Consider the following 19,039-nt stretch of genomic DNA (forward strand, 5'->3'; position numbering starts at 1 on the left):
GGCGGCGCAACGTGCTTCGTGCCGCCGTGGATTTGATCAGAAGTCGAGGTTTTCCACGCTGAGCGCGTTTTTCTGGATAAACTCGCGCCTCGGTTCGACCACGTCTCCCATCAGTTTGGTGAAGAGGTCATCGGCCTCAACCATGTCGTCGATTTTCACCTGCAGCAGGGTACGCGCATCCGGATCGAGCGTGGTTTCCCAGAGCTGATCTGGGTTCATTTCACCCAAGCCCTTGTAGCGTTGCAGGGTGAGACCCTTTTCGCCCTCTTGCAGGATGGCTGCCAAGAGGTCCAAAGGCCCATGGATGAGCTGTTCACGTTCCTTGCGCACAAGAGTGGCCGGCTGGTCATAGACTTCTTGCAGGGAGGCGGTGAAGCTGCCAGTTTTTCGGGCCTCGCCCGAGCGCAGCATCGGGCCGTCGAGGGTGCGGACCTCTTCGACACCGCGCAGGATGCGGGCCAGCCGGATGCCGTGATCCTGGGTGATCCGGCCCTGCCAGCCGCGTTCGTATTCCACCGCGATCTGGTCGAGGCGCTTGGCCACCGTGTCGGCAACGCCTTGGAGATCGCTGTCTACCGCACCCGGGACAAAGGCACCGGCGATTGCGGCCTGTTCCAGGATGTGGCGCGGGTAATGGGTTGGAAAGGCCTCGAGAACGCGTTTGAGTTGGCGGGCCTCTTCGACCACGCGGGCAAGGTCCTGCCCGGCCATTTCCATACCAGAGCCGAGTTTCAGGATTGCACCTTCGATACCTTGGTGGATCAGGTAATCGTCCAGCGCGGCCTGGTCCTTGAGATAGACCTCGGACCTGCCGCGGGCCACCTTGTAGAGCGGCGGCTGGGCGATGTAGAGGTAGCCGTTTTCAATGAGTTCCGGCATCTGGCGGTAGAAGAAGGTCAGAAGTAGGGTCCGGATGTGGGCACCGTCGACGTCCGCATCGGTCATGATGACGATCTTGTGGTAGCGCAGCTTGCCGATGTTGAATTCATCGCGACCGATGCCGGTGCCAAGCGCCATCACCAGGTTGCCGATTTCCTGACTGGAAAGCATCTTGTCGAACCGCGCGCGTTCGACGTTCAGGATCTTGCCGCGCAGGGGCAGGATCGCCTGGGTGCGGCGGTCGCGTCCGGTTTGGGCAGAGCCACCGGCGGAGTCACCCTCGACAAGGAAGACTTCGGTTTGCGCCGGGTCCTTTTCCGAACAGTCCTTGAGTTTGCCGGCGAGGAAGTTCACGTCCATCGCGGTCTTGCGGCGGGTAAGTTCGCGGGCCTTGCGCGCGGCCTCGCGCGCCAAGGCGGCTTCGATGATCTTGCCCACGATCATTTTGGCTTCGTTCGGGTTTTCCTCGAACCATTCCGAGAGTTTTTCGCCAACCAGGCTTTCGACAGCGGGACGGACCTCGGAAGAAACCAGTTTATCCTTGGTTTGCGAACTGAATTTCGGATCGGGTACCTTGACGGAAAGCACGCAGGAAAGGCCTTCGCGCGCATCATCACCGGTGAAGTTGACCTTTTCTTTCTTGGCGATGCCGCTTTCCTGGGCGTATTTGCCGATGGTGCGGGTCAACGCGCCACGGAAACCGGCCATGTGGGTGCCGCCGTCACGCTGCGGGATGTTGTTGGTAAAGGGCAGCACGGTTTCGTGGTAGCTGTCGTTCCACCACATTGCGACCTCGACGCCGATGTCGTCCTTTTCGCCCTTCACGTAGATCGGTTCTGCCATCACCGGCGTTTTATGCCGGTCGATATATTTGACGAATTCCTTTACGCCGCCTTCGTAGAACAGCTCGGTTTGCAAGGCTTCGGCGGGGCGTTCGTCGCGCAGGATAATGCGGACGCCGGAATTCAGGAAGGCCAGTTCGCGCAGACGTTTTTCCAGAGTCTCGAAGGAATATTCGAGGTTCGAAAACGTGTCGGTCGAGGCGAGGAAACGGACCTCGGTGCCCTTGCGGCCATTTGCATCGCCGACAACGCGCAGGTGCTCGGACGTTTCGCCATGTTCGAACTTGGCAAAATGTTCCTTGCCATCGCGCCAGATGCGCAGTTCAAGCCAGACAGAAAGCGCGTTTACGACAGAGACGCCGACGCCGTGCAGACCGCCGGAGACCTTGTAGGAATTGCTGTCGAACTTACCCCCGGCGTGGAGCTGGGTCATGATGACCTCGGCCGCGCTGACGCCTTCTTCTGGGTGGAGATCGACAGGAATACCGCGGCCATTATCGTAGACCGCAACCGAGTTGTCGGCGAGTATTGTCACCGAAACATGGTCAGCGTGATTGGCCAGCGCCTCGTCGATGCCGTTATCGACCACCTCGTAGACCATGTGGTGCAGGCCCGAGCCGTCATCGGTGTCGCCGATATACATGCCAGGGCGCTTGCGAACCGCCTCTAACCCTTTGAGAACTTTGATGGAATCCGCCCCGTATTCGGAGTTTGTCTGCTCGTTGTCGGACATGCGCGTCTCGTTTGTGTTTTTCCTCCCTGTTTCTACATTTTCCGGGGGGGAATGTCACGTGCAGACACCATATTTTGTGGCGGCGGGCGATGGTTCGAGTTGTTGATAAATACCTTGATTCTACCTTGAAGGATTCACCGGTACTTCATGGGTTGAGGGCAGGATTTTCAGAGAGACAACGGAGGGTCGGATATGCGCAACATGCTGGTGGCCAGCGATTTGGCCGCACCGCCGTTACCGGCAAACCAATCATCGGGTGAAGAAGAGATCAATCCACCGTGGTGGTTGGCGGATGAGGTATTGTGGAACCCGATCGAGGTGGTGGTGAGCGTGGCCGGGTTAGTGTTCTGGTTTGCGCTATTGTTGGGGCGTAGGAACTACATGTTCGCGATAGAGTTGTTTGCGCCGGTTTTGTTGGTCTGTGGCGCGATTGTGGTCTGGCAGGCGATTGCCCTGCGCCGGGCGGGCTTGCCCGGGGTGTTCAGGGTGATGTGGATGCGGTTGGGGTAATTGTTTGCACCCGACTTGTTCCATCATTTTCCGTGACTTCAAGATACTGTGCCCGTTCACCCAGCTCGGCAAAGAGTTCCGGTCCGGTGCCTGTCATCCAGGCTTGGACGCCCAAAGCGCAGATTTCGTCGTAGAGTGCGGAGCGGCGGGTGGCGTCGAGATGGGCCGCGACTTCGTCCAGCAGCAGCAGGGGTGGGGCGCCGAAATCCTGGGCCAGCGCGCGGGCGTTGGACAGGATCAGCGAGACGAGAAGGGCCTTTTGCTCGCCAGTGGAGCAGTCGCGGGCGGGGACACCCTTGGCAGCGAACACACCATACATATCCGTTCGGTGCGGCCCGACCAATGTGCGTCCTGCAGCCAGATCGCGGAATCGGGACTCTGACAGGGCATCGTGAAGATCGTCTTCGGATTCGGGCATGCAACCTTCGGTCTGGGTCAGTTCCAGGTTGGCGGCGGGGAAGGCGGTTTGGGCCTCTGACTGAGCCTGGGCCAGGCGGGTGAGGGCGGCAAGGCGGTTTGCGTGAATGCTGGCGCCGGATGTGGCCATCTGCCGTTCCAGCGCGGTGTACCAATGGGCATCGCGGACCATGTCCTTGAGCAATTGGTTGCGCTGGCGCATGGCCTTTTCATAGGCAAGGCTGTGTTCCGCGTGATCCGGGAAGAAGCTGAGCGTCATTCGGTCGAGAAAGCGGCGGCGGCCATCCGTGCCTTCGATCCAAAGACGGTCCATGGACGGGATCAACCAGAGCACCCGAGCAATGCGGGCCAAGGACGTTTGCGGAGCGGTTTTTCCGTCGATCTTGACCTGCCGTGCGTTGCCACCTTCGGAGTAGGTTTCGACCTCGTGGATCTGGTGCAGGGAGGTCAGGTGGCCGGTCAGTTTCCAACCCAGGGATTCCGGGCGGCGGGCCATGTCCTGGGCGCTGGCGCGGCGCAGTCCGCGGCCGGGGGAGAATAGCGAAACGGCTTCGAGGATGTTGGTCTTGCCGGCGCCGTTAGGGCCGTAGATCGCCACGGGGCGGGCATCGACATTGAATTCGGCCCGTTTGTGCGAACGGAAATGCGACAGGGAGAGATGGGTGAGGGCGAGGGTCAAGAATAGGGCCCTCGGCGAGCGGTTCGGTGGCAAGCGTGGGGGCCAGCCCCCACGCCCCCGAGGTATTTTGGGTCAAATGAAGGGGCTGGGCGGATTTCGCGGGGCGACGTCGCGCTCACACCCGCATCGGCATGACGACGTAGACAGCGGAGGTGTCATTGCCTTCGCGCATGAGGGTCGGGTCGCCGGAGGAGTTGAACATGAAGACGGCGTTTTCGCGGTCGACCTGGCTGGCGATTTCCAACAGGTACTTGGCGTTGAAGCCGATGTCGAGACGTTCGTCGCCATAGGCCACCGCCAGTTCTTCCTCGGCGGCGCCGCTGTCGGGTGCGTTAACCGAGAGGGTCAGCTTATCTTCATCAAGCGATAGTTTGACGGCACGGGAGCGTTCCGAAGAGACGGTAGCGACGCGGTCGACGGCCTGGGCAAACTCGGCGGCGTCGACTTCTAGGCGGCGGGTATTGCCCGAGGGAATGACGCGGGTGTAGTCGGGGAAGGTGCCGTCGATCACCTTGGAGGTGAGCGTAATGTCGGGGGTGGCAAAGCGGACCTTGGTTTCCGAAACGGAGACAGCGATCTGGGTTTCATCATCATCAAGAAGCTTGCGCAGCTCGCCGACGGTCTTGCGCGGTACAATCACGCCGGGCATGTCTGAGGCACCGTCGGGCAGGTCGGCGTCGATCCGGGCCAGGCGATGGCCGTCGGTGGCGACGCAGCGCAGCACTTTGCCTCCATCGGCGTCCGAGATATGCATGTAGACGCCGTTGAGGTAATACCTTGTTTCTTCAGTTGAAATTGCAAATTTCGATTTGTCGAACAGGCGTCGGAGCATCGGCGCGGGGGCCGAGAAATTAGAACTGTATTCCGAACTTGCCATTACCGGAAAATCTTCTTTTGGCAGGGTGGCAAGGTTGAAATGCGACCGGCCGGCCTCGACCGAGAGGCGGCCTGAAGCGCCGTCATCGGTGAGTGTCACCAGAGCGCCGTCGGGCAGTTTGCGGACAATCTCATGCAGGGTGACCGCGGAAACGGTTGTGGCGCCGGCGCGTTCGACCTGGGCTGGGGCCTTATCGACCACTTCGATGTCAAGATCGGTGGCGCGGAAATGCACGTCGCTGCCTTCGGCTTCGACCAGCACGTTGGCTAGAATCGGAATGGTGTTGCGGCGTTCGACAACCGATTGCGCCTGGGCGACGGCCTTCAAGAGTGCGCCGCGTTCGATCGAGAATTTCATGCCCTCATTCCCTTGTGATGCGTAGCCGGGAGGGGAACCCTAGCGGTTTCCCCCATTGGCACAAGTTTTTTTTGAGTTTTCGGGCCTATTGAAGGCGAGGTCAAGGCGTTGCACCGCGAGGCCACCTGAAAAGCGTTGCCGCGACAGGTGATTGCCTTTTGCAATCTGCCGAGAGCGGGCGGAAGTGCGGGTTCAGGCCTCGAGCGTGCGACGCAGGATTTCGATGTCTTCCTCGATTTGGGCATCCTTAATACGCAGCTCTTCGATCCGGCGGACACCGTGCATCACGGTGGTGTGGTCACGCCCGCCAAAGCGGCGTCCGATCTCGGGCAAAGAGCGCGAGGTCAACTGTTTGCACAGGTACATTGCGACCTGGCGCGGGCGGGCAAAGTTGCGCACACGTTTCGGGCCGATCAGTTCGGAAAGGCGGATATTGTAATGCTCGGACACGGTTTTCTGGATCTCTTCGATCGAGATCTTGCGTTCCGACGCACGCAGAATATCGGCCAGGCAGTCCTGGGCCAGTTCCAGCGTGATTTCGCGACCCACGAGCGAGGCGAAGGCGAAGAGACGGGTCAGCGCGCCCTCGAGCACGCGGACATTGGTCGAAATCCGCAGCGCCAGGAATTCAAGTACGCCATCAGCCAGTTCAAGGTTCGGATATTGGGCGTGCTGGGCTTCGGCCTTGGATTGCAGGATGCCGAGGCGCAGTTCGTAGTCGGTGGGGTGCAGATCTACGACGAGGCCGCATTGCAGGCGGCTTTTGATGCGGTTTTCAAGGTCCTTGATTTCACCGGGCGCGCGGTCGGCCGAGATGACAATCTGGCGGTTCTGGTCGACCAGGGCGTTGAAGGTGTGGAAGAACTCTTCCTGCGTGCTGTCCTTGCCGGCGATGAATTGCACATCATCGACCATCAGCACGTCGACGGCACGGAAAAGTTCCTTGAAATCCATCATCTTGCGTTCGCGCAAGGCCTGGACAAAGCGGTACATGAACTGTTCCGCCGACAGGTAGAGCACGTTGAGATCGGGGCGACGCGCCTGGAGCTCGTGGGCGATGGCGTGCATCAGGTGGGTCTTACCAAGGCCGACGCCGCCATACAGGAAAAGCGGGTTGAAGGTGACCGGGCCGCCCTCGGCGACGCGCTTGGCCGCGGCGTGGGCCAGTTCGTTCGGTTTGCCGACGACGAAGCTGTCGAAGGTAAAGCGCGGATCAAGAGGAGCCGCCGGAAGAATATCGGAACGCGCTGGCGTCGGCGCCTGCGCGCCACCGGCTGTGGTGGCCGGGTGTACGGGTGCGGGATTTCCTGCGGCGGGTTTGGGGGCGGTGGCCTTGCGGGTCTCGCCATGGGCGGGGACGGTGAAGCGAACTCGGCGCACGGCGGCATCGAAAGCCCCCAGCTGATACAGGATCACGTCGCCGAAATTTTGGCGCACGTAGTTGCCTAGGAAACTGGTCGGAACATGAATAGTGGCAACGCCGTCTTCGATGCCGGCAAATTCAAGGGGCTCGATCCAGGTTTTGAAGCTGTTTTTCCCGAGTGTTTCGAGAAGTGCTTGTCGCACCTGCGCCCATTGATTCTGCGTCATCTGATCCCCGATCTCGTAATAAAAGTCCCAAACGTCGGCGTCACACACATCCGGTTGCCAACCCGGTTGCGGCAGGTCACAACGACAGGCCATAAGCATCCCGGACGCCGCCAAGAGCGGCGCGCGAAGATCCCGGTATGGGTCTGTCAGAGCGATTGCGCCTAGTTGCAAAAACCTCCGAAACTCCCCAGAAACGGACCTGCAATTCGGCGCCAACGCGCAATATTCAAGTAGGACAAGTCGAAAGCCCGAGCTTTCAATGCGTCGTGTCTATACCACCTCGGTTTGCCGAGGTTGGATGAGCCTGGATGCTGGCTTGTCCCCCCAAGTCGATGTGACTCGCAGGAAGCAAATTAGCAACAGCCCGCGGGCCGGTTCAACGAAACTTCGCGCTTGACTCGGTTTTTTCCGAAAGAGAATCTCTGAACCCCTTAAAAGCTAAGGAAATAAGGGGTCAAAACAAAAACGGGACGCCCGGTGCCGGGCGCCCCATTTGCAGTTCATATCCGAGAATCGATTCAGCCGAGTGCTTTGACCCGGGCCGACAGGCGCGACATTTTGCGCGCTGCGGTGTTCTTGTGGAAGATGCCTTTGTTCACACCGCGCATCAGTTCAGGCTGGGCGGCGCGCAGCGCGTTGGCGGCGGCGTCCTTGTCACCCGATTCGATGGCTTCTTCGACGTTGCGCAGGAAAGTCCGGATGCGCGAGCGGCGTGCTTTGTTGACGGCGGCGCGGCGTTCGTTCTGACGTGCGCGTTTCTTGGCCTGGGGCGAGTTTGCCATGGTGATGGCCCTTTCATCTGGTTCGTTTCACAAATTGCGCGCAACCTCCCCAATCGGGCCCCGTGGGTCACGGGTAAACTCAAGCCTTAAGCGGGCATCACGCGCATGTCTGGCGCGCTTAATAGGGGTTTGGCAGAGAATTGCAATGCGATTCTTGCCGGTTGCCGAGGTGATCCGAGTCATTTTTGCCGCATGCGGGCGGGGTTTTGGCGGTGAGTTGCCGATGAACTGGAAATGCGCCAACGGGCTGTGATAGCGGTTTGCCCGGGCAGGACCGGGGTAGTGGATGATACAAAACGATCTCATCATTCAATCGGCGAAGATTCTGAAGACGCTGAACGATCTTGGTTACGACTGCGTGGCCGAGGATGATTTCGACACGATCCCCGACAAGGTGTTTGAGTTCGGCAAGCCGTTTCAGAGCCCACCTTTTGAAAATCTGCGCAACGATTTCACCAAGGGGCAGGCGTTCTGGGCGTTCCTGATGAAGGATGGTGAGCGAGTCGGTGGATTGGCGGCGCAATGCCAGGATCTGCGGGGCGAGCGGTTCGACAAGTTCATGATCCGGACCGCGCGTGGGCAATATGGCGGAGGTCAGACCGCGATCGAATGGGTGTCACCGGCGGCAACCGAAGTGATGAACGGCAAGCTGATCTATGTGGGAGAGCTGTTCTTTTCGGAAGCTGCACGTGGGAGTCGGCGGGTGCTGACCGCCTTTGCCAGGCTTTCACTGATCCTGATGAAAATGACATGGCCCGATTTCGACTGGATCTATGCGTTCGTGCCGCGCGAACAGGCGCGGTTTGCCGATTACTACGCCTTTACCTACCGTCTGCCTCAGGCGGTGAAATGGGCCGATCCAGAGCCGCGCGGGCGGGCGTCGGATCATTTTTTGGTCGGGGTGAATGCACGGGATTTCGAGCACTTCCTAACGTGCGGTGAATTGAGCAAGTTTTGAGAAAAGTAGCATAAATTTCTGGCCGTGTTCGTCGGTGACGGGAGCCAAAAGGCGCCGGTAGGTGCCGGTGATGCGCGCGCCATCCACGGTTTCGTTGATCATCACGTCAGTAATGGCATAGCGCCGCTTCGAGGCGTCGAGGTGGGCTTCGATCAGGCCGTCCAGAAAGTCCCGGTCGAACTTGCCGACGACTTCGTTGTAGTCCTTTGTCTCCAGCAGGCTGAAATACCGTGCGGCAAGGCTTTGCGACCCGATCCTATAGGGGTGCAGCATGGTGTCGCCCTTTTTGACTGGGTAGAACAGGTCGACCTTTTCGATAAGCCAGTCGTGTTTCACAAGGCGGTTGCCGGTGGACAAAAGCCAATCAAGCACTTCTTCGAGCCCGATCTGGAATCCCCAATCCGACAAGGCGGTTGTTTCCTGTTGAACCTGGCTTGCCAGTTCTTTTGCGAATTCGACCTGGTCCTCGGATGCGTTCACCGCCGGTTCGATCCGGATGGCCGGTTCGTGGGCTGAAAAATACCCCAGCGGCATGTTCAGCGCGAGCGACAGTTTGTCGATGGTGGTAAAGGGGATTTCTCGCCCGTTGGCGATTTGCGAATGCAATGTGGAATAGCGCAGGTCGGCCAGTGTGCAGGCCCGCGATAGCGAAAGGCCGCGCGCCTTGCAGGCTTTGAGAATGTTGTTGCCGACACTCATTTCAAAAAATCTACATATGTGTATTTCCGGGTGTCAGCTTTGACACATGTCCCCGGCGTGGTCAACTGGCGGTAGTATGAGGGTTTTATGCGAACGGGTGTGTTGTGAGCAGCGATGAGGTGCAAAGACGGATCGACACATTGTTGTCCGAGACCGATCAGGACAAACGACGGGCGCTGAGTCGGCGTCTGCGATCCGAGATTTGGGATATGCTGGACGAGACCGATTTGGAACGATTGCGATCGAAAGATGTCGATCTGCCCAGATTGCGCGGCGGCCTGCGCGTGCTCAAATGACAGCCTCTGTTTCGCGAACAAAAAAGCCCGGCGCTGTTGGACAGGCCGGGCGTTTGGTCCGCAGTGGTTCTCGGTTTCAGCGGTCGCGGAACTGGGCCTCGCGTTTTTCCATGAAGGCGGCCATCCCTTCTTTTTGATCCTCGGTCGCGAACAGCGAGTGAAACACGCGGCGTTCGTACATTAGGCCTTCGCGCAGGGTCATTTCGTAGGATTTGTTGACCGATTCCTTGATTGCCATCACGGTGATCATGGATTTCTCGGCAATCTTGGCGGCAGCGGTCATGGTTTCCTTCATCAATTCCTTGGCAGGAACGATGCGGCTGACCAGTCCGGCACGTTCGGCCTCTTCGGCGTCCATGAAACGGCCCGTGAGGTTCATGTCCATCGCCTTGGCCTTGCCGATGGCGCGCGTCAGGCGCTGCGTTCCGCCGATGCCGGCCATGACGCCCAGGTTAACCTCGGGCTGGCCGAATTTGGCGGTGTCGGCGGCAATCAGGAAGTCGCAATGCATCGCCAATTCGCAACCACCGCCCAGGGCATAGCCCGCCACCGCGCCGATGATCGGTTTGCGGACGCGCATGATGGCCTCGGTTTCCGGGGTGAAGAGGTCTTCGGTGAAGACGTCGACAAAGCTTTTCTCGCTCATCATCTTGATGTCTGCGCCGGCGGCAAAGGCCTTGTCCGAGCCGGTCAGCACGATGCAGCGTACCTTGTCGTTCTTCTGGGCGTCGGTCATTGCGTCGGCCAGTTCGGCTAGGAGCTGGTCATTCAGCGCGTTCAGGGCATCGGGGCGGTTCAGTTTGATGAGGCAGATGTGGTCTTCTACTTCGACGATGATCGTCTCATAGGCCATTGGGGTCGCTTTCGCTTGTTTATCTCAGGCCCGATTCCTTACCATTTGGGCCGTACGGATCAAGTTATCTTTGGCATTGCGAACAGTGGAAAGTTGAGCGTCCGGCTTGGACGATTCGCCGAATCGTGCCGGTGCAACCGGGGGTTTTGCACGGTTGGTTTTCCCGGTCGTAGACGTCGAAATTGTGCTGGAAATAGCCCAGCTCACCGCTGGCCTGTCGGAAGTCCTTGAGGGAGGAGCCGCCCGCCGCAATGGCCTGTTGCAGCACCTCGCGGATGATCGGCACAAGGGTAGCGATGCGGGCGGCGGAAATCCGGCCCGCTTTGCGGGTGGGCGCAATATGGGCGCGGTAGAGCGCCTCGCATACATAGATGTTGCCCAGACCGGCGATGATACGCTGATCCAGCAGGGCCGATTTGATCGGGGTATTCTTAGCCTTGAGGGCGTCGACCAGGTAGGATTCGCTAAAGGTATTGCCCAGCGGTTCGGGGCCGAGTTTGGCAAGAAGCGGGTGGGTTTCACTCTGGTCCGTGGCGATCAGGTCCATCGCGCCAAAGCGGCGGGGATCGTTGAAGGTGATCCGGGCGCCGTTACCCATGTCGAGAATGACATGATCGTGTTTTTCCTTTGCCGGGTGGTCATGGACAAATTGCCCCAGAGGGTCGCCCGAGACGGTCATGCGGCCCGACATGCCCAGATGGATCAGAAGGGATTCGTTCCCGTCGAGATCGGCGAGGATGTATTTCGAACGGCGGCGAAGTTGGGTCACGTGCCGCCCGGTGAGACGTTGGGCGAAGTTGTCGGGGAAGGGCCAACGCAGATCGGGGCGGTTGACTTGCGCTTGGGCGATCGTGGCACCCTCCATGGACGGGGCTAGACCACGGCGGACGGTTTCAACCTCGGGGAGTTCAGGCATTTGGTGTCAATCCTCGTGCACAAAGGGCGCATTGTGTCGCCCGTTGAGAGGTCTATAAGGTGCCTTGGACAGCCCAAAGGCAAGATGAGATGACCGAGAAAACCACCCATTTCGGATTTCAGGATATTCCCGAGGATCAGAAGGCCGGGAAGGTGCAGGGGGTGTTCGGCTCGGTTGCCAGCAAATACGACGTGATGAACGACGTGATGAGCATGGGCATCCACCGCATCTGGAAAGAGGCGATGATGGATTGGCTGGCGCCACGGCCCGGGCAGAAGCTCTTGGATGTGGCAGGCGGCACCGGGGACATTTCGTTCAAGTTCCTCAAGCGCGCGGGCCATGGGCATGCGACCGTCTGTGACCTGACCGAGCCGATGTTGGTCGAAGGACGCAAGCGGGCGGAAGCCGATCAGATGGCGAGTAGCCTCGATTGGGTGGTCGGCGACGCGATGGCGCTGCCGTTTGCGGACAATACGTTCGATGTCTACACGATCAGCTTTGGCATTCGGAACGTGACCCGGCCACAGGACGCCCTGAACGAGGCCTACCGCGTGCTGAAACCCGGCGGTCGGCTGATGGTGCTGGAATTCAGTCAGATCCCGAATGAGATGATGCAGAAGGTTTATGACCTCTATTCCTTCAACATCATCCCGCAGATGGGGCAGATGATTGCCAACGATCGCGACAGTTATCAATATCTTGTTGAATCCATTCGGAAATTCCCAGATCAGGAGACCTTTCTGACCATGGTGAAACAGGCCGGGTTCGAGCAGGCGAAGTACCGCAACCTGACGATGGGCATTGCCTGTCTGCATTCGGGTTGGAAGCTGTGAGAGGGCCTCACAACATCATCCGGTTGATCCGGACCGGAGCGACACTGGAGCGGACCGGGGCGATGAAAGTCATTCTGGACGCCTATGAGGCGCCGCGACTGCTGCGCATGGTGGTGCGGGGCGTGGTCTGGCCGTTTCAATGGCTGGGGATGAAGGGCGACACGTCGATGCCGCCGGCGACACGGGCGCTGACCGCGCTGGGACCGGCTTATATCAAGTTTGGCCAAGTACTGAGTACGCGGCCTGATGTGGTTGGCGACGAGTTGGCGGTGCAGTTGCGGGTGTTGCAGGACAAGTTGCCACCTTTCCCCATCGATGTGGCCAAGGATAGCGTGCGCGATGCGCTGGATGTGCAGGTGCGTGACGTGTTCGACGAATTCAGCGAGCCAGTGGCGGCGGCCTCGATTGCTCAGGTGCACAAGGCGCGGCTGAAGGAAACCGGGGAAGAGGTGGCGGTCAAGGTGCTGCGCCCCGGGATCGAGAAGGCGTTTCAGCGCGATGTCGATGCGTTCTATTTTGCGGCGGACGTGATCGAGTTCCTGAGCCCGGCGTCGCGGCGGCTGCGCCCGCGCGATGTGATCGCCCATTTTGAGGGCGTGGTGAAGGGCGAGCTGGATCTGCGGTTGGAAAGCGCCTCGGCCAGCGAATTTGCCGCCAATACGGTGGGGGATGAGGGCTTCCGCCTTCCGGATGTGAAATGGGCTTATTCCGGGCGCCGGGTGATGACCATGGGCTGGGCCGAGGGTGTTCCGCTGGGCGACAATGATGCGCTGGACGCGGCGGGGCATGATCGCACACGTCTGGGCGAGCGGGTATTGCAGCTATTCCTGTCCCACGCGCTGCGCGACGGGTTTTTCCACGCGGATATGCACCAGGGCAACCTGAAGGTGGCCGCCAACGGGGATATCATTGCCTATGATTTCGGCATCATGGGCTACATCGACGAATACACCCGTCGGGTTTATGCCGAGATTCTGTTCGGGTTCATCCAGCGCGATTACAAACGCGTCGCCGAGGTGCATTTCGAGGCCGGATACGTGCCTGCCGACCGCGATGTAGACGAGTTTGCCCGCGCGTTGCGTGCCGTCGGGGAGCCTATTTTCGGGATGGATGCCAGCCACATCAGTATGGGGCGGCTGTTGAGCTATCTCTTTGAAGTCACGGAACGATTCGGAATGGAGACGCGAACCGAGCTGATCCTTTTACAGCGCACCATGGTGGTTGTGGAAGGGGTGGCGCGTTCGCTGAGCCCGCAGCTCAATATCTGGGATGTGGCCCACCCGATCGTCGAAGATTACATCAAAACTTCGATTGGGCCGCGTGCGGTGTTGCGGGATTTGGCAAAGACTGCCGCGGTAATGGCGCGGTTCGGACCGCGTCTGCCAGGGTTGGTCGAGGCGGCGCTCATCCGGCAAAGCGAGATAGAAGCGCCGCACAACCGGGGGGGGCACCGCAAGATGTGGGCGCTGATGTTCCTGGGCGGGTTGGTTGCAGGGAGCGGTGCCGTGGCGTTGGCAGTTGTTCTTTGACCGCCGAATTGGCAAATTTGCGACATATCCCGCCGGTTCACGGCACGCGGCAAGAGCCTCTAGGCTTTTTGCGGCAAACCCCTTAGAGTGCGCCAAAAGGCACTTGAGCGGCAGGATTTCAACATGCGGATGCGTTTCACGGCGGCAGTGATCGGAGCCAGTATACTTGGTGCAGGGGCAGTCGGGGCAGAACCGACCTTGAGCTACTCCAAGAACATGTACGGACTGCCCGGCGGGTTGATCGATATGCCCACGGCCGAAGTGGCGCCCGATGGAGAGTTGAGCACGACCCTTTCGCATTTTGGCGGCACCACAAAGACGACGCTGACCTTTCAGCTGTTGCCGCGCCTGACCGGCGCGTTTCGGTACTCGGCATTGAAAAATTATCGTCCCGGGAGGTTCGGGCCGACCCCTTATCCGAATTCGAGCTATTATGACCGCAGCTTCGACCTGAAATACCAGGTGCTGAAAGAGGGCACGTACCGCCCTGCCGTGGCAATCGGGATGCGTGATTTCATCGGAACGGGTCTCTATTCAGCCGAATACGTCGTGGCCACCAAATCCATCGGTTCGCGTTTGCGGGTGACCGGTGGTGTCGGCTGGGGCCGGATGGGCAGTTTCAATAGTTTCGCTACCACAGGCACACGTCCGGGGATCGGCATCATCGGCGCGGGCGGCAATCTGCGCACCGATCGTTGGTTCAAGGGGCCGATGTCGGCTTTTGGAGGTGTGAGCTATCAGGTAAATGACCGGTTGAGTTTCAAGGCCGAGTATTCGACCGACAATTACAGTGAAGAACGCGGGGCGATTGTCGGCGGGCCGGTACAGGATGCAGGCGCAAACATGTTTACCCGCAAAAGCCCTTGGAATTTTGGAGCCGATTACAAGATCAGCCCGCGCATCGCGCTGGGTGCGTCCTACATGTATGGCTCGACATTCGGCCTGAAACTGACCCTTGCAACCGATCTCAAGGGTGCGGCGGTGCCGGGTGGTTCGGAGGCCGCCCCTCTGCCGGTTGCGGTGCGGCCGCGGAATTCGGCAAGCGATCTGGGCTGGACCGACTTGCCGGGCAAACCTGCGATGGTGCAGAGCGACGTGGCCAATGCGCTGGCCAAAGAGGGCATCATGCTGGAAGGCATGAAGCTGGATGGTCGAAGTGTTCGGGTGGTCATGCGCAACACCCGCTACGATATCGAATCTCAGGCGGTGGGTCGCACCGCGCGGGCATTGACGCGGAACCTGCCTGCATCCGTCGAAGAATTCACCGTCGTTCAGACCTATCAAGGGATGCCGACTGGGGCCGTGACGCTGAAACGCAGCGATGTCGAGGCGCTCGAAAATGCGCCGGCACACGATATCCTGCAGCGTGCTGTGTTTAGCAGCGGCGCCGGGGCATGGGACGGGGTTGCCCCGGTCGATGGCGCCTATCCGCGGCTAAGTTGGAGCTTGGGGCCCTATGGCAAGCTGGGCGTGTTCGATCCCGACAATCCGGTAAAGCTGGACGTGGGGCTGAAGCTGAGCGCCGATTACCACTTCGCGCCGGGCTGGGTTGTTTCCGGGGCGGCCAGTGTCAAGTTGACCGGGAACCTGGATGCGGCACCCTCGGGCCGATCAGGGGCCGGGGTTGGAACACTGCCGGCGGTGCGGTCGGATGGCCGTCTCTATGCGGCGGGCAACGATCCGAAGATCGAGCATCTGACCATCGCGAAATACGGCCGCTTGGGGCCGGATTGGTATACCCGTGTTACGGTGGGCTATCTTGAGTCGATGTATGCTGGGGCATCCGGAGAAGTGCTGTGGAAACCGGCGTCGAGCCGCTTGGCCTTTGGGGCCGAGTTGAACTATGTTCGGCCGCGTGAATACAGCATGGGGCTTGGCCTGAAGACACGCCACAGTTTCATCACCGACCCGGCGACGGGCATCACCAGCTATGCCGGGTTGATCCCCGAATGGAACGGTCACGTTTCGGCCTACTATGACTTTGGCAACGGGTTCCACGGCGAAATGAACGTTGGCCGTTACCTTGCCGGGGATTGGGGGGCGACGGTTGCCGTTGACCGCGAGTTCAACAATGGCTGGCGCGTCGGGGCCTATGTGACCAAGACAAATGTTTCGGCGGCAGCGTTCGGCGAGGGATCCTTTGACAAGGGTATTCGCATCACCATCCCGCTGAGCAGTTCGATAGGGTCGGCGACGCGTAAGAAAAACAAGATCGTGTTGCAATCGTTGTCACGAAACGGTGGCGCGCGGCTGAATGTCAACGGGCGGCTATATGAGGCTGTGCGGGATGCGCACCATCCTGAGATGGCGAAAACCTGGGGGAGGTTCTGGAGATGAGCGTGAAGCGCGGGTTAACGGCTCTTGCCGCCATTGCCGGGGTCGCCGGGTTGTCCGGATGCGGCAACAAGACGGACGAGAACCTTTTCCTGAAGTCCCTGACCCAAAGGGTGAAGGGAGAGACGGTGCAAGCCGGGCCGATGTCGCCAGAACAGGCTGCGGCCGGTATTCAGGCGGCGCTCGCCAATACCGATCTTCCGGTTGCGTTTGTTGCGATGCCTGATCGTGAGGCCAATGCCGTCATGGTCCATATCGAGACCAACGGTGCCTACAAGACCTGGGGTGGCGGCGGACGGCGCTCGATCACCATGGCGGGAGGGATGATTACGGCGACGCGGGGGTTGGGCAATGACATCATGTCATCGTCGGTCGGTGAAATTGCGTCGTTGATCCAAGCGCGCAAAGCCGGCAGCGGCCAACATGTGCTGCGTCATTTGAACGGGGAGAACCAGACGGTCGAGACGGTGGCTGACTGTCAGGTAACACGTGGCGGTCGGAAGAAAGTGACCAATGCCACGATGCAAAATGTCAACACGACAGAAATGACCGAGAACTGTTCGGGAAGTGATGCGAGCTTTACCAACAGCTATCTGGTGGATGGCCGGGGTCGGGTTTTGCAGTCGCGGCAATGGTTGGGGCCAGCGAACGGCTATATTGTGTTCCAGACTCACAGGTAATGAGGCGTGCACGCGCGTTGCCCAGCCAGTTGCGCGCGTTTCCCGGAATGAAGAAGTTCAACCAAAGAAAAACCGGCGACCGCCATGCGTCCGCCGGTTCTTTTCTTTCTGATCAAGCCGGTCAGAGACCAGTGATGTGATCAGGTGCCGTCCGAGGCGCTGACGAAAATAAGGACAGCCACGGCGCCAATTACTGCTGCGCCAGCGCCGCCCAAGCCACCTTGGGTCGAAACAAACGGATCATTTTCTGCGGCAACCGGTGCGGCGGTTGCTGCGGCCAGAGCAGCAGCTGCTGCTAGGGTCGAAAGCTTTTTCATAATTGTTCTCCAAACCACAGTTAAGCCGACCGAAATCGGCGCGACCACTCCCAATATTACATAGATTTGGCAGCGTTGGAACAGGGATCGCGAAAAAACCGCCAAAATCCAATGCCTGTGCTGGTCCTGCGGGCATTTTTATATAACTATTTGAGTTTAAATAAAAAAATGAACCCTGGGTGCCGCTGCAATCGGCGAGAAAACGCCAAAGATGTGGTAATGTTGCGGGGTTGCAACAAGCTTCTGGTCTAGGCGGAGGTCTGCGGTTCAGAACAGCCTATTGCGTGGGGCGCGGGTATCGAATCGGGATTGAAACGCGGGCGGCCGGGTGCCACCCGCGTGTCTAATCCGGGCTGATACAGGCGCACTCCAGCTCGAAAGCGGTGTGGTAATCGGGCGCACGACGTTCGCTTCGCCACAGGCAATAGGCGGCCATGCGCCAGTGAAACCATAGCGCCAACGCGCAGTAACGGTCGAGGGTTGCAGTGCATCCATAAGCGTTCAGAAAGGAACTGCTTCCGCCTGTGATAGCGGCGTATCGCGATACACATGCTGCATTGCGGGCGACAGGAAGATAGCAAGATCATGAACCGGAGCGCCCACAGCAGGACATTGCCAGTCAATCAGTGTAATGTCCCCGATTGGAGATTGGATCACGTTGCCTGGAACCACGTCGCCGTGCAGCAGAGCGGCTATGCGCGAAGGTGCGGTCGCGCTGCTGGGCGTCAGATTGCGCAATCGCTCGGTAACAGAAATATTCGGGCGCCGGTCGAGAATGTCGAGGCCCTGCGCAAGCAACGCCCGGCTATCGTATGGTGCAAGGTCGAGGTCGGGTGGAGCAGGGTGTCGGTGCAGCCGAGCCAGAACCCGTCCAACCGGGGCAGGGTAGCTGCGCCAGGACGATCCGGCGACATGAGTGTAGAGCACGACCGAGCCGAGCGGCGTTGCCAGCGTTTCGTGTAGCCGCGGTGCAAGGCCGGTGCCGGTCAGGTGGTTGAGAAGGCGAGCCTCGGCCGCGGGGTCATTGGAAAAGAGCGGGTTGTCGGGCGTTGGGGAAAAAAGCTTGATCTCCAGGTCGTTGGCTGGGCTATCCCGGCCTCGACCAGCAATGCCGTTAACGTTGCAGCGTCGTCGATCATTTTCGAATCTTGAGGTATAGGGCTGCTTGCACCAGGATAGCGGCCCTTTCCAACGGCGGGATCCCATTCGAGGTACGCGAGCAGGCAAAGGGTTTCAAACCGGCCGCCCGGCTGTGATTAGGCCGGATCAGAGCGGTTCGCGTAGGGCGTTGATGTCTGCCGCCAGCACGGGCACGACACCGTCCAGAACCAGAAGAAGCTGGCCGTTGATGTTCTGCGCCTCGGTCACGTGGGCGTAGTGTTCAACCGGTGTCGAGCCAAGCAAAGATCCATTGGCATGGTTTTCAACCTCGATGGAATAAACTCCGCTCGGTAGAAGATTGCCATTGCTGTCGGTTCCGGCCCATTGGATATCGCCGCCTGAGGTGCCGATCTCGTTACGGCTGACTTCGGCGCCGGTTTGGTCGCGCACGACAAGCCAGCTTTCGTCGGCCAAGAGTGCGGGCAATGGGGACAGAGTCAGCGGGATGCCGTCGAAATGGACCGGGGCGGAGCTTCGCGCTTCCATACCGACCCAGCCCGCAAGCTCGCTTATCCCGGACTGCGACATCTGGGCGATCATGGCGTTCAACAGGTCGTTGGTCAGGACCTGCTGTTCGACCGACGAGAAGGTAGCAAGCTGCACGGCGTAATCTGAACTGTCGATCGGGTTAAGCGGGTCCTGATTGGTCATCTGGGCCGTTAGCATTTCGAGGAAGGTCTGAAAATCTGAGCTGATTACCTGATTGGAGGAGCTGCGGGCATTTTCTGCGGCGACGTTCTGGGCGGCGGCGCCGGCCGTCGCCGATGCGATAGATTGGACTGAGTCAACCATGGGTG

18 protein-coding genes are annotated in these 19,039 nt (G+C 59.6%); 7 read left to right on the forward strand and 11 right to left on the reverse strand.

Going from position 1 to position 19,039, the window contains the following annotated elements:
- Positions 1 to 36 precede the first annotated feature (36 nt).
- Positions 37 to 2,454, reverse strand: a complete 2,418-nt coding sequence (gene gyrB, locus RXV86_RS19615) for a DNA topoisomerase (ATP-hydrolyzing) subunit B (RefSeq protein ID WP_316302218.1) — start codon at positions 2,452 to 2,454, stop codon at positions 37 to 39.
- 192 nt (positions 2,455 to 2,646) lie between these two features.
- On the opposite strand from gyrB, the gene RXV86_RS19620 reads away from it, so the two are divergent.
- Positions 2,647 to 2,964 (forward strand): hypothetical protein, encoded by a 318-nt coding sequence (locus tag RXV86_RS19620; protein ID WP_316302220.1) that lies wholly within the window; start codon positions 2,647 to 2,649, stop codon positions 2,962 to 2,964.
- Here the strand turns inward: RXV86_RS19620 and recF are convergent.
- From recF to rpsT, 4 genes are all read right to left on the reverse strand, one after another.
- Entirely contained in the window at positions 2,936 to 4,060 is a 1,125-nt protein-coding gene (gene recF / locus RXV86_RS19625) for a DNA replication/repair protein RecF (protein ID WP_316302223.1), read from the reverse strand. The genes RXV86_RS19620 and recF overlap by 29 nt on opposite strands.
- Positions 4,061 to 4,175: 115 nt before the next feature.
- Complete coding sequence (dnaN, locus tag RXV86_RS19630; RefSeq protein WP_316302225.1) at positions 4,176 to 5,294, reverse strand: DNA polymerase III subunit beta; 1,119 nt, start codon at positions 5,292 to 5,294, stop codon at positions 4,176 to 4,178.
- Positions 5,295 to 5,486: 192 nt separating this feature from the next.
- Positions 5,487 to 6,884 carry a chromosomal replication initiator protein DnaA gene (gene dnaA, locus RXV86_RS19635; protein WP_316302227.1) on the reverse strand — a complete coding sequence of 466 codons (1,398 nt, stop codon included), beginning with the start codon at positions 6,882 to 6,884 and terminating at the stop codon, positions 5,487 to 5,489.
- Positions 6,885 to 7,402: 518 nt separating this feature from the next.
- Entirely contained in the window at positions 7,403 to 7,666 is a 264-nt protein-coding gene (gene rpsT, locus RXV86_RS19640) for a 30S ribosomal protein S20 (RefSeq protein ID WP_316302228.1), read from the reverse strand.
- 286 nt (positions 7,667 to 7,952) lie between these two features.
- Here rpsT and RXV86_RS19645 point away from each other — a divergent pair, with 286 nt between their 5' ends.
- Positions 7,953 to 8,624, forward strand: coding sequence for a hypothetical protein (locus RXV86_RS19645; RefSeq protein WP_316302229.1), 672 nt, complete (start codon positions 7,953 to 7,955; stop codon positions 8,622 to 8,624).
- Here RXV86_RS19645 and RXV86_RS19650 read toward each other — a convergent pair.
- The gene (locus RXV86_RS19650) at positions 8,595 to 9,323 is read right to left on the reverse strand and encodes a helix-turn-helix transcriptional regulator (protein ID WP_316302230.1); all 729 of its coding nucleotides are present in this window, start codon (positions 9,321 to 9,323) and stop codon (positions 8,595 to 8,597) included. The genes RXV86_RS19645 and RXV86_RS19650 overlap by 30 nt on opposite strands.
- A 104-nt stretch (positions 9,324 to 9,427) precedes the next feature.
- Here RXV86_RS19650 and RXV86_RS19655 point away from each other — a divergent pair, with 104 nt between their 5' ends.
- Positions 9,428 to 9,619 carry a hypothetical protein gene (locus tag RXV86_RS19655; protein WP_316302231.1) on the forward strand — a complete coding sequence of 64 codons (192 nt, stop codon included), beginning with the start codon at positions 9,428 to 9,430 and terminating at the stop codon, positions 9,617 to 9,619.
- A 76-nt stretch (positions 9,620 to 9,695) separates the two neighbouring features.
- Here the strand turns inward: RXV86_RS19655 and RXV86_RS19660 are convergent, their stop codons facing one another.
- Together RXV86_RS19660 and mutM are read right to left on the reverse strand one after the other, a co-directional pair.
- Positions 9,696 to 10,472: an enoyl-CoA hydratase gene (locus RXV86_RS19660; RefSeq protein ID WP_316302232.1), complete on the reverse strand. Its 777-nt coding sequence runs from the start codon at positions 10,470 to 10,472 to the stop codon at positions 9,696 to 9,698.
- Between the two features lie 64 nt (positions 10,473 to 10,536).
- A complete protein-coding gene (gene mutM / locus RXV86_RS19665) occupies positions 10,537 to 11,388 on the reverse strand; it encodes a bifunctional DNA-formamidopyrimidine glycosylase/DNA-(apurinic or apyrimidinic site) lyase (protein WP_316302233.1) in 852 nt (283 codons plus the stop codon).
- 89 nt (positions 11,389 to 11,477) lie between these two features.
- Between mutM and ubiE the strand changes: the two genes are divergently transcribed.
- From ubiE to RXV86_RS19685, 4 genes are all read left to right on the forward strand, one after another.
- Positions 11,478 to 12,221, forward strand: coding sequence for a bifunctional demethylmenaquinone methyltransferase/2-methoxy-6-polyprenyl-1,4-benzoquinol methylase UbiE (gene ubiE / locus RXV86_RS19670; protein WP_316302234.1), 744 nt, complete (start codon positions 11,478 to 11,480; stop codon positions 12,219 to 12,221).
- Positions 12,218 to 13,750 (forward strand): 2-polyprenylphenol 6-hydroxylase, encoded by a 1,533-nt coding sequence (gene ubiB, locus RXV86_RS19675; protein WP_316302235.1) that lies wholly within the window; start codon positions 12,218 to 12,220, stop codon positions 13,748 to 13,750. The genes ubiE and ubiB overlap by 4 nt, the downstream gene beginning before the upstream one ends.
- 123 nt (positions 13,751 to 13,873) lie before the next feature.
- A complete protein-coding gene (locus RXV86_RS19680) occupies positions 13,874 to 16,087 on the forward strand; it encodes a YjbH domain-containing protein (RefSeq protein WP_316302236.1) in 2,214 nt (737 codons plus the stop codon).
- Positions 16,084 to 16,764, forward strand: a complete 681-nt coding sequence (locus RXV86_RS19685) for a YjbF family lipoprotein (RefSeq protein ID WP_316302237.1) — start codon at positions 16,084 to 16,086, stop codon at positions 16,762 to 16,764. The genes RXV86_RS19680 and RXV86_RS19685 overlap by 4 nt, the downstream gene beginning before the upstream one ends.
- Before the next feature lie 140 nt (positions 16,765 to 16,904).
- Here the strand turns inward: RXV86_RS19685 and RXV86_RS19690 are convergent, their stop codons facing one another.
- The 3 genes from RXV86_RS19690 to RXV86_RS19700 all read right to left on the reverse strand — a co-directional run bounded on the left by RXV86_RS19690 (position 16,905) and on the right by RXV86_RS19700 (position 19,034).
- Positions 16,905 to 17,081: a hypothetical protein gene (locus tag RXV86_RS19690; RefSeq protein ID WP_316302238.1), complete on the reverse strand. Its 177-nt coding sequence runs from the start codon at positions 17,079 to 17,081 to the stop codon at positions 16,905 to 16,907.
- Positions 17,082 to 17,582: 501 nt separating this feature from the next.
- Positions 17,583 to 18,287, reverse strand: a complete 705-nt coding sequence (locus RXV86_RS19695; RefSeq protein ID WP_316302239.1) for an aminoglycoside phosphotransferase family protein — start codon at positions 18,285 to 18,287, stop codon at positions 17,583 to 17,585.
- Positions 18,288 to 18,347: 60 nt separating this feature from the next.
- A complete protein-coding gene (locus RXV86_RS19700) occupies positions 18,348 to 19,034 on the reverse strand; it encodes a flagellar hook capping FlgD N-terminal domain-containing protein (RefSeq protein ID WP_316302240.1) in 687 nt (228 codons plus the stop codon).
- Positions 19,035 to 19,039: the final 5 nt, after the last annotated feature.

The sequence above is a fragment of the Aliisedimentitalea sp. MJ-SS2 genome (assembly GCF_032586155.1).
Classification (GTDB): Bacteria; Pseudomonadota; Alphaproteobacteria; order Rhodobacterales; family Rhodobacteraceae; genus JAWHTC01.

Coding starts and splice junctions, on each gene's coding strand:
- gyrB (WP_316302218.1), bottom strand. CDS start 2,454: ATGTCCGACAACGAGCAGACAAACTCCGAATACGGGGCGGATTCCATC.
- RXV86_RS19620 (WP_316302220.1), top strand. CDS start 2,647: ATGCGCAACATGCTGGTGGCCAGCGATTTGGCCGCACCGCCGTTACCG.
- dnaN (WP_316302225.1), bottom strand. CDS start 5,294: ATGAAATTCTCGATCGAACGCGGCGCACTCTTGAAGGCCGTCGCCCAG.
- dnaA (WP_316302227.1), bottom strand. CDS start 6,884: ATGACGCAGAATCAATGGGCGCAGGTGCGACAAGCACTTCTCGAAACA.
- rpsT (WP_316302228.1), bottom strand. CDS start 7,666: ATGGCAAACTCGCCCCAGGCCAAGAAACGCGCACGTCAGAACGAACGC.
- RXV86_RS19645 (WP_316302229.1), top strand. CDS start 7,953: ATGATACAAAACGATCTCATCATTCAATCGGCGAAGATTCTGAAGACG.
- RXV86_RS19650 (WP_316302230.1), bottom strand. CDS start 9,323: ATGAGTGTCGGCAACAACATTCTCAAAGCCTGCAAGGCGCGCGGCCTT.
- RXV86_RS19660 (WP_316302232.1), bottom strand. CDS start 10,472: ATGGCCTATGAGACGATCATCGTCGAAGTAGAAGACCACATCTGCCTC.
- mutM (WP_316302233.1), bottom strand. CDS start 11,388: ATGCCTGAACTCCCCGAGGTTGAAACCGTCCGCCGTGGTCTAGCCCCG.
- ubiE (WP_316302234.1), top strand. CDS start 11,478: ATGACCGAGAAAACCACCCATTTCGGATTTCAGGATATTCCCGAGGAT.
- RXV86_RS19680 (WP_316302236.1), top strand. CDS start 13,874: ATGCGGATGCGTTTCACGGCGGCAGTGATCGGAGCCAGTATACTTGGT.
- RXV86_RS19685 (WP_316302237.1), top strand. CDS start 16,084: ATGAGCGTGAAGCGCGGGTTAACGGCTCTTGCCGCCATTGCCGGGGTC.
- RXV86_RS19690 (WP_316302238.1), bottom strand. CDS start 17,081: ATGAAAAAGCTTTCGACCCTAGCAGCAGCTGCTGCTCTGGCCGCAGCA.
- RXV86_RS19695 (WP_316302239.1), bottom strand. CDS start 18,287: ATGGGATCCCGCCGTTGGAAAGGGCCGCTATCCTGGTGCAAGCAGCCC.
- RXV86_RS19700 (WP_316302240.1), bottom strand. CDS start 19,034: ATGGTTGACTCAGTCCAATCTATCGCATCGGCGACGGCCGGCGCCGCC.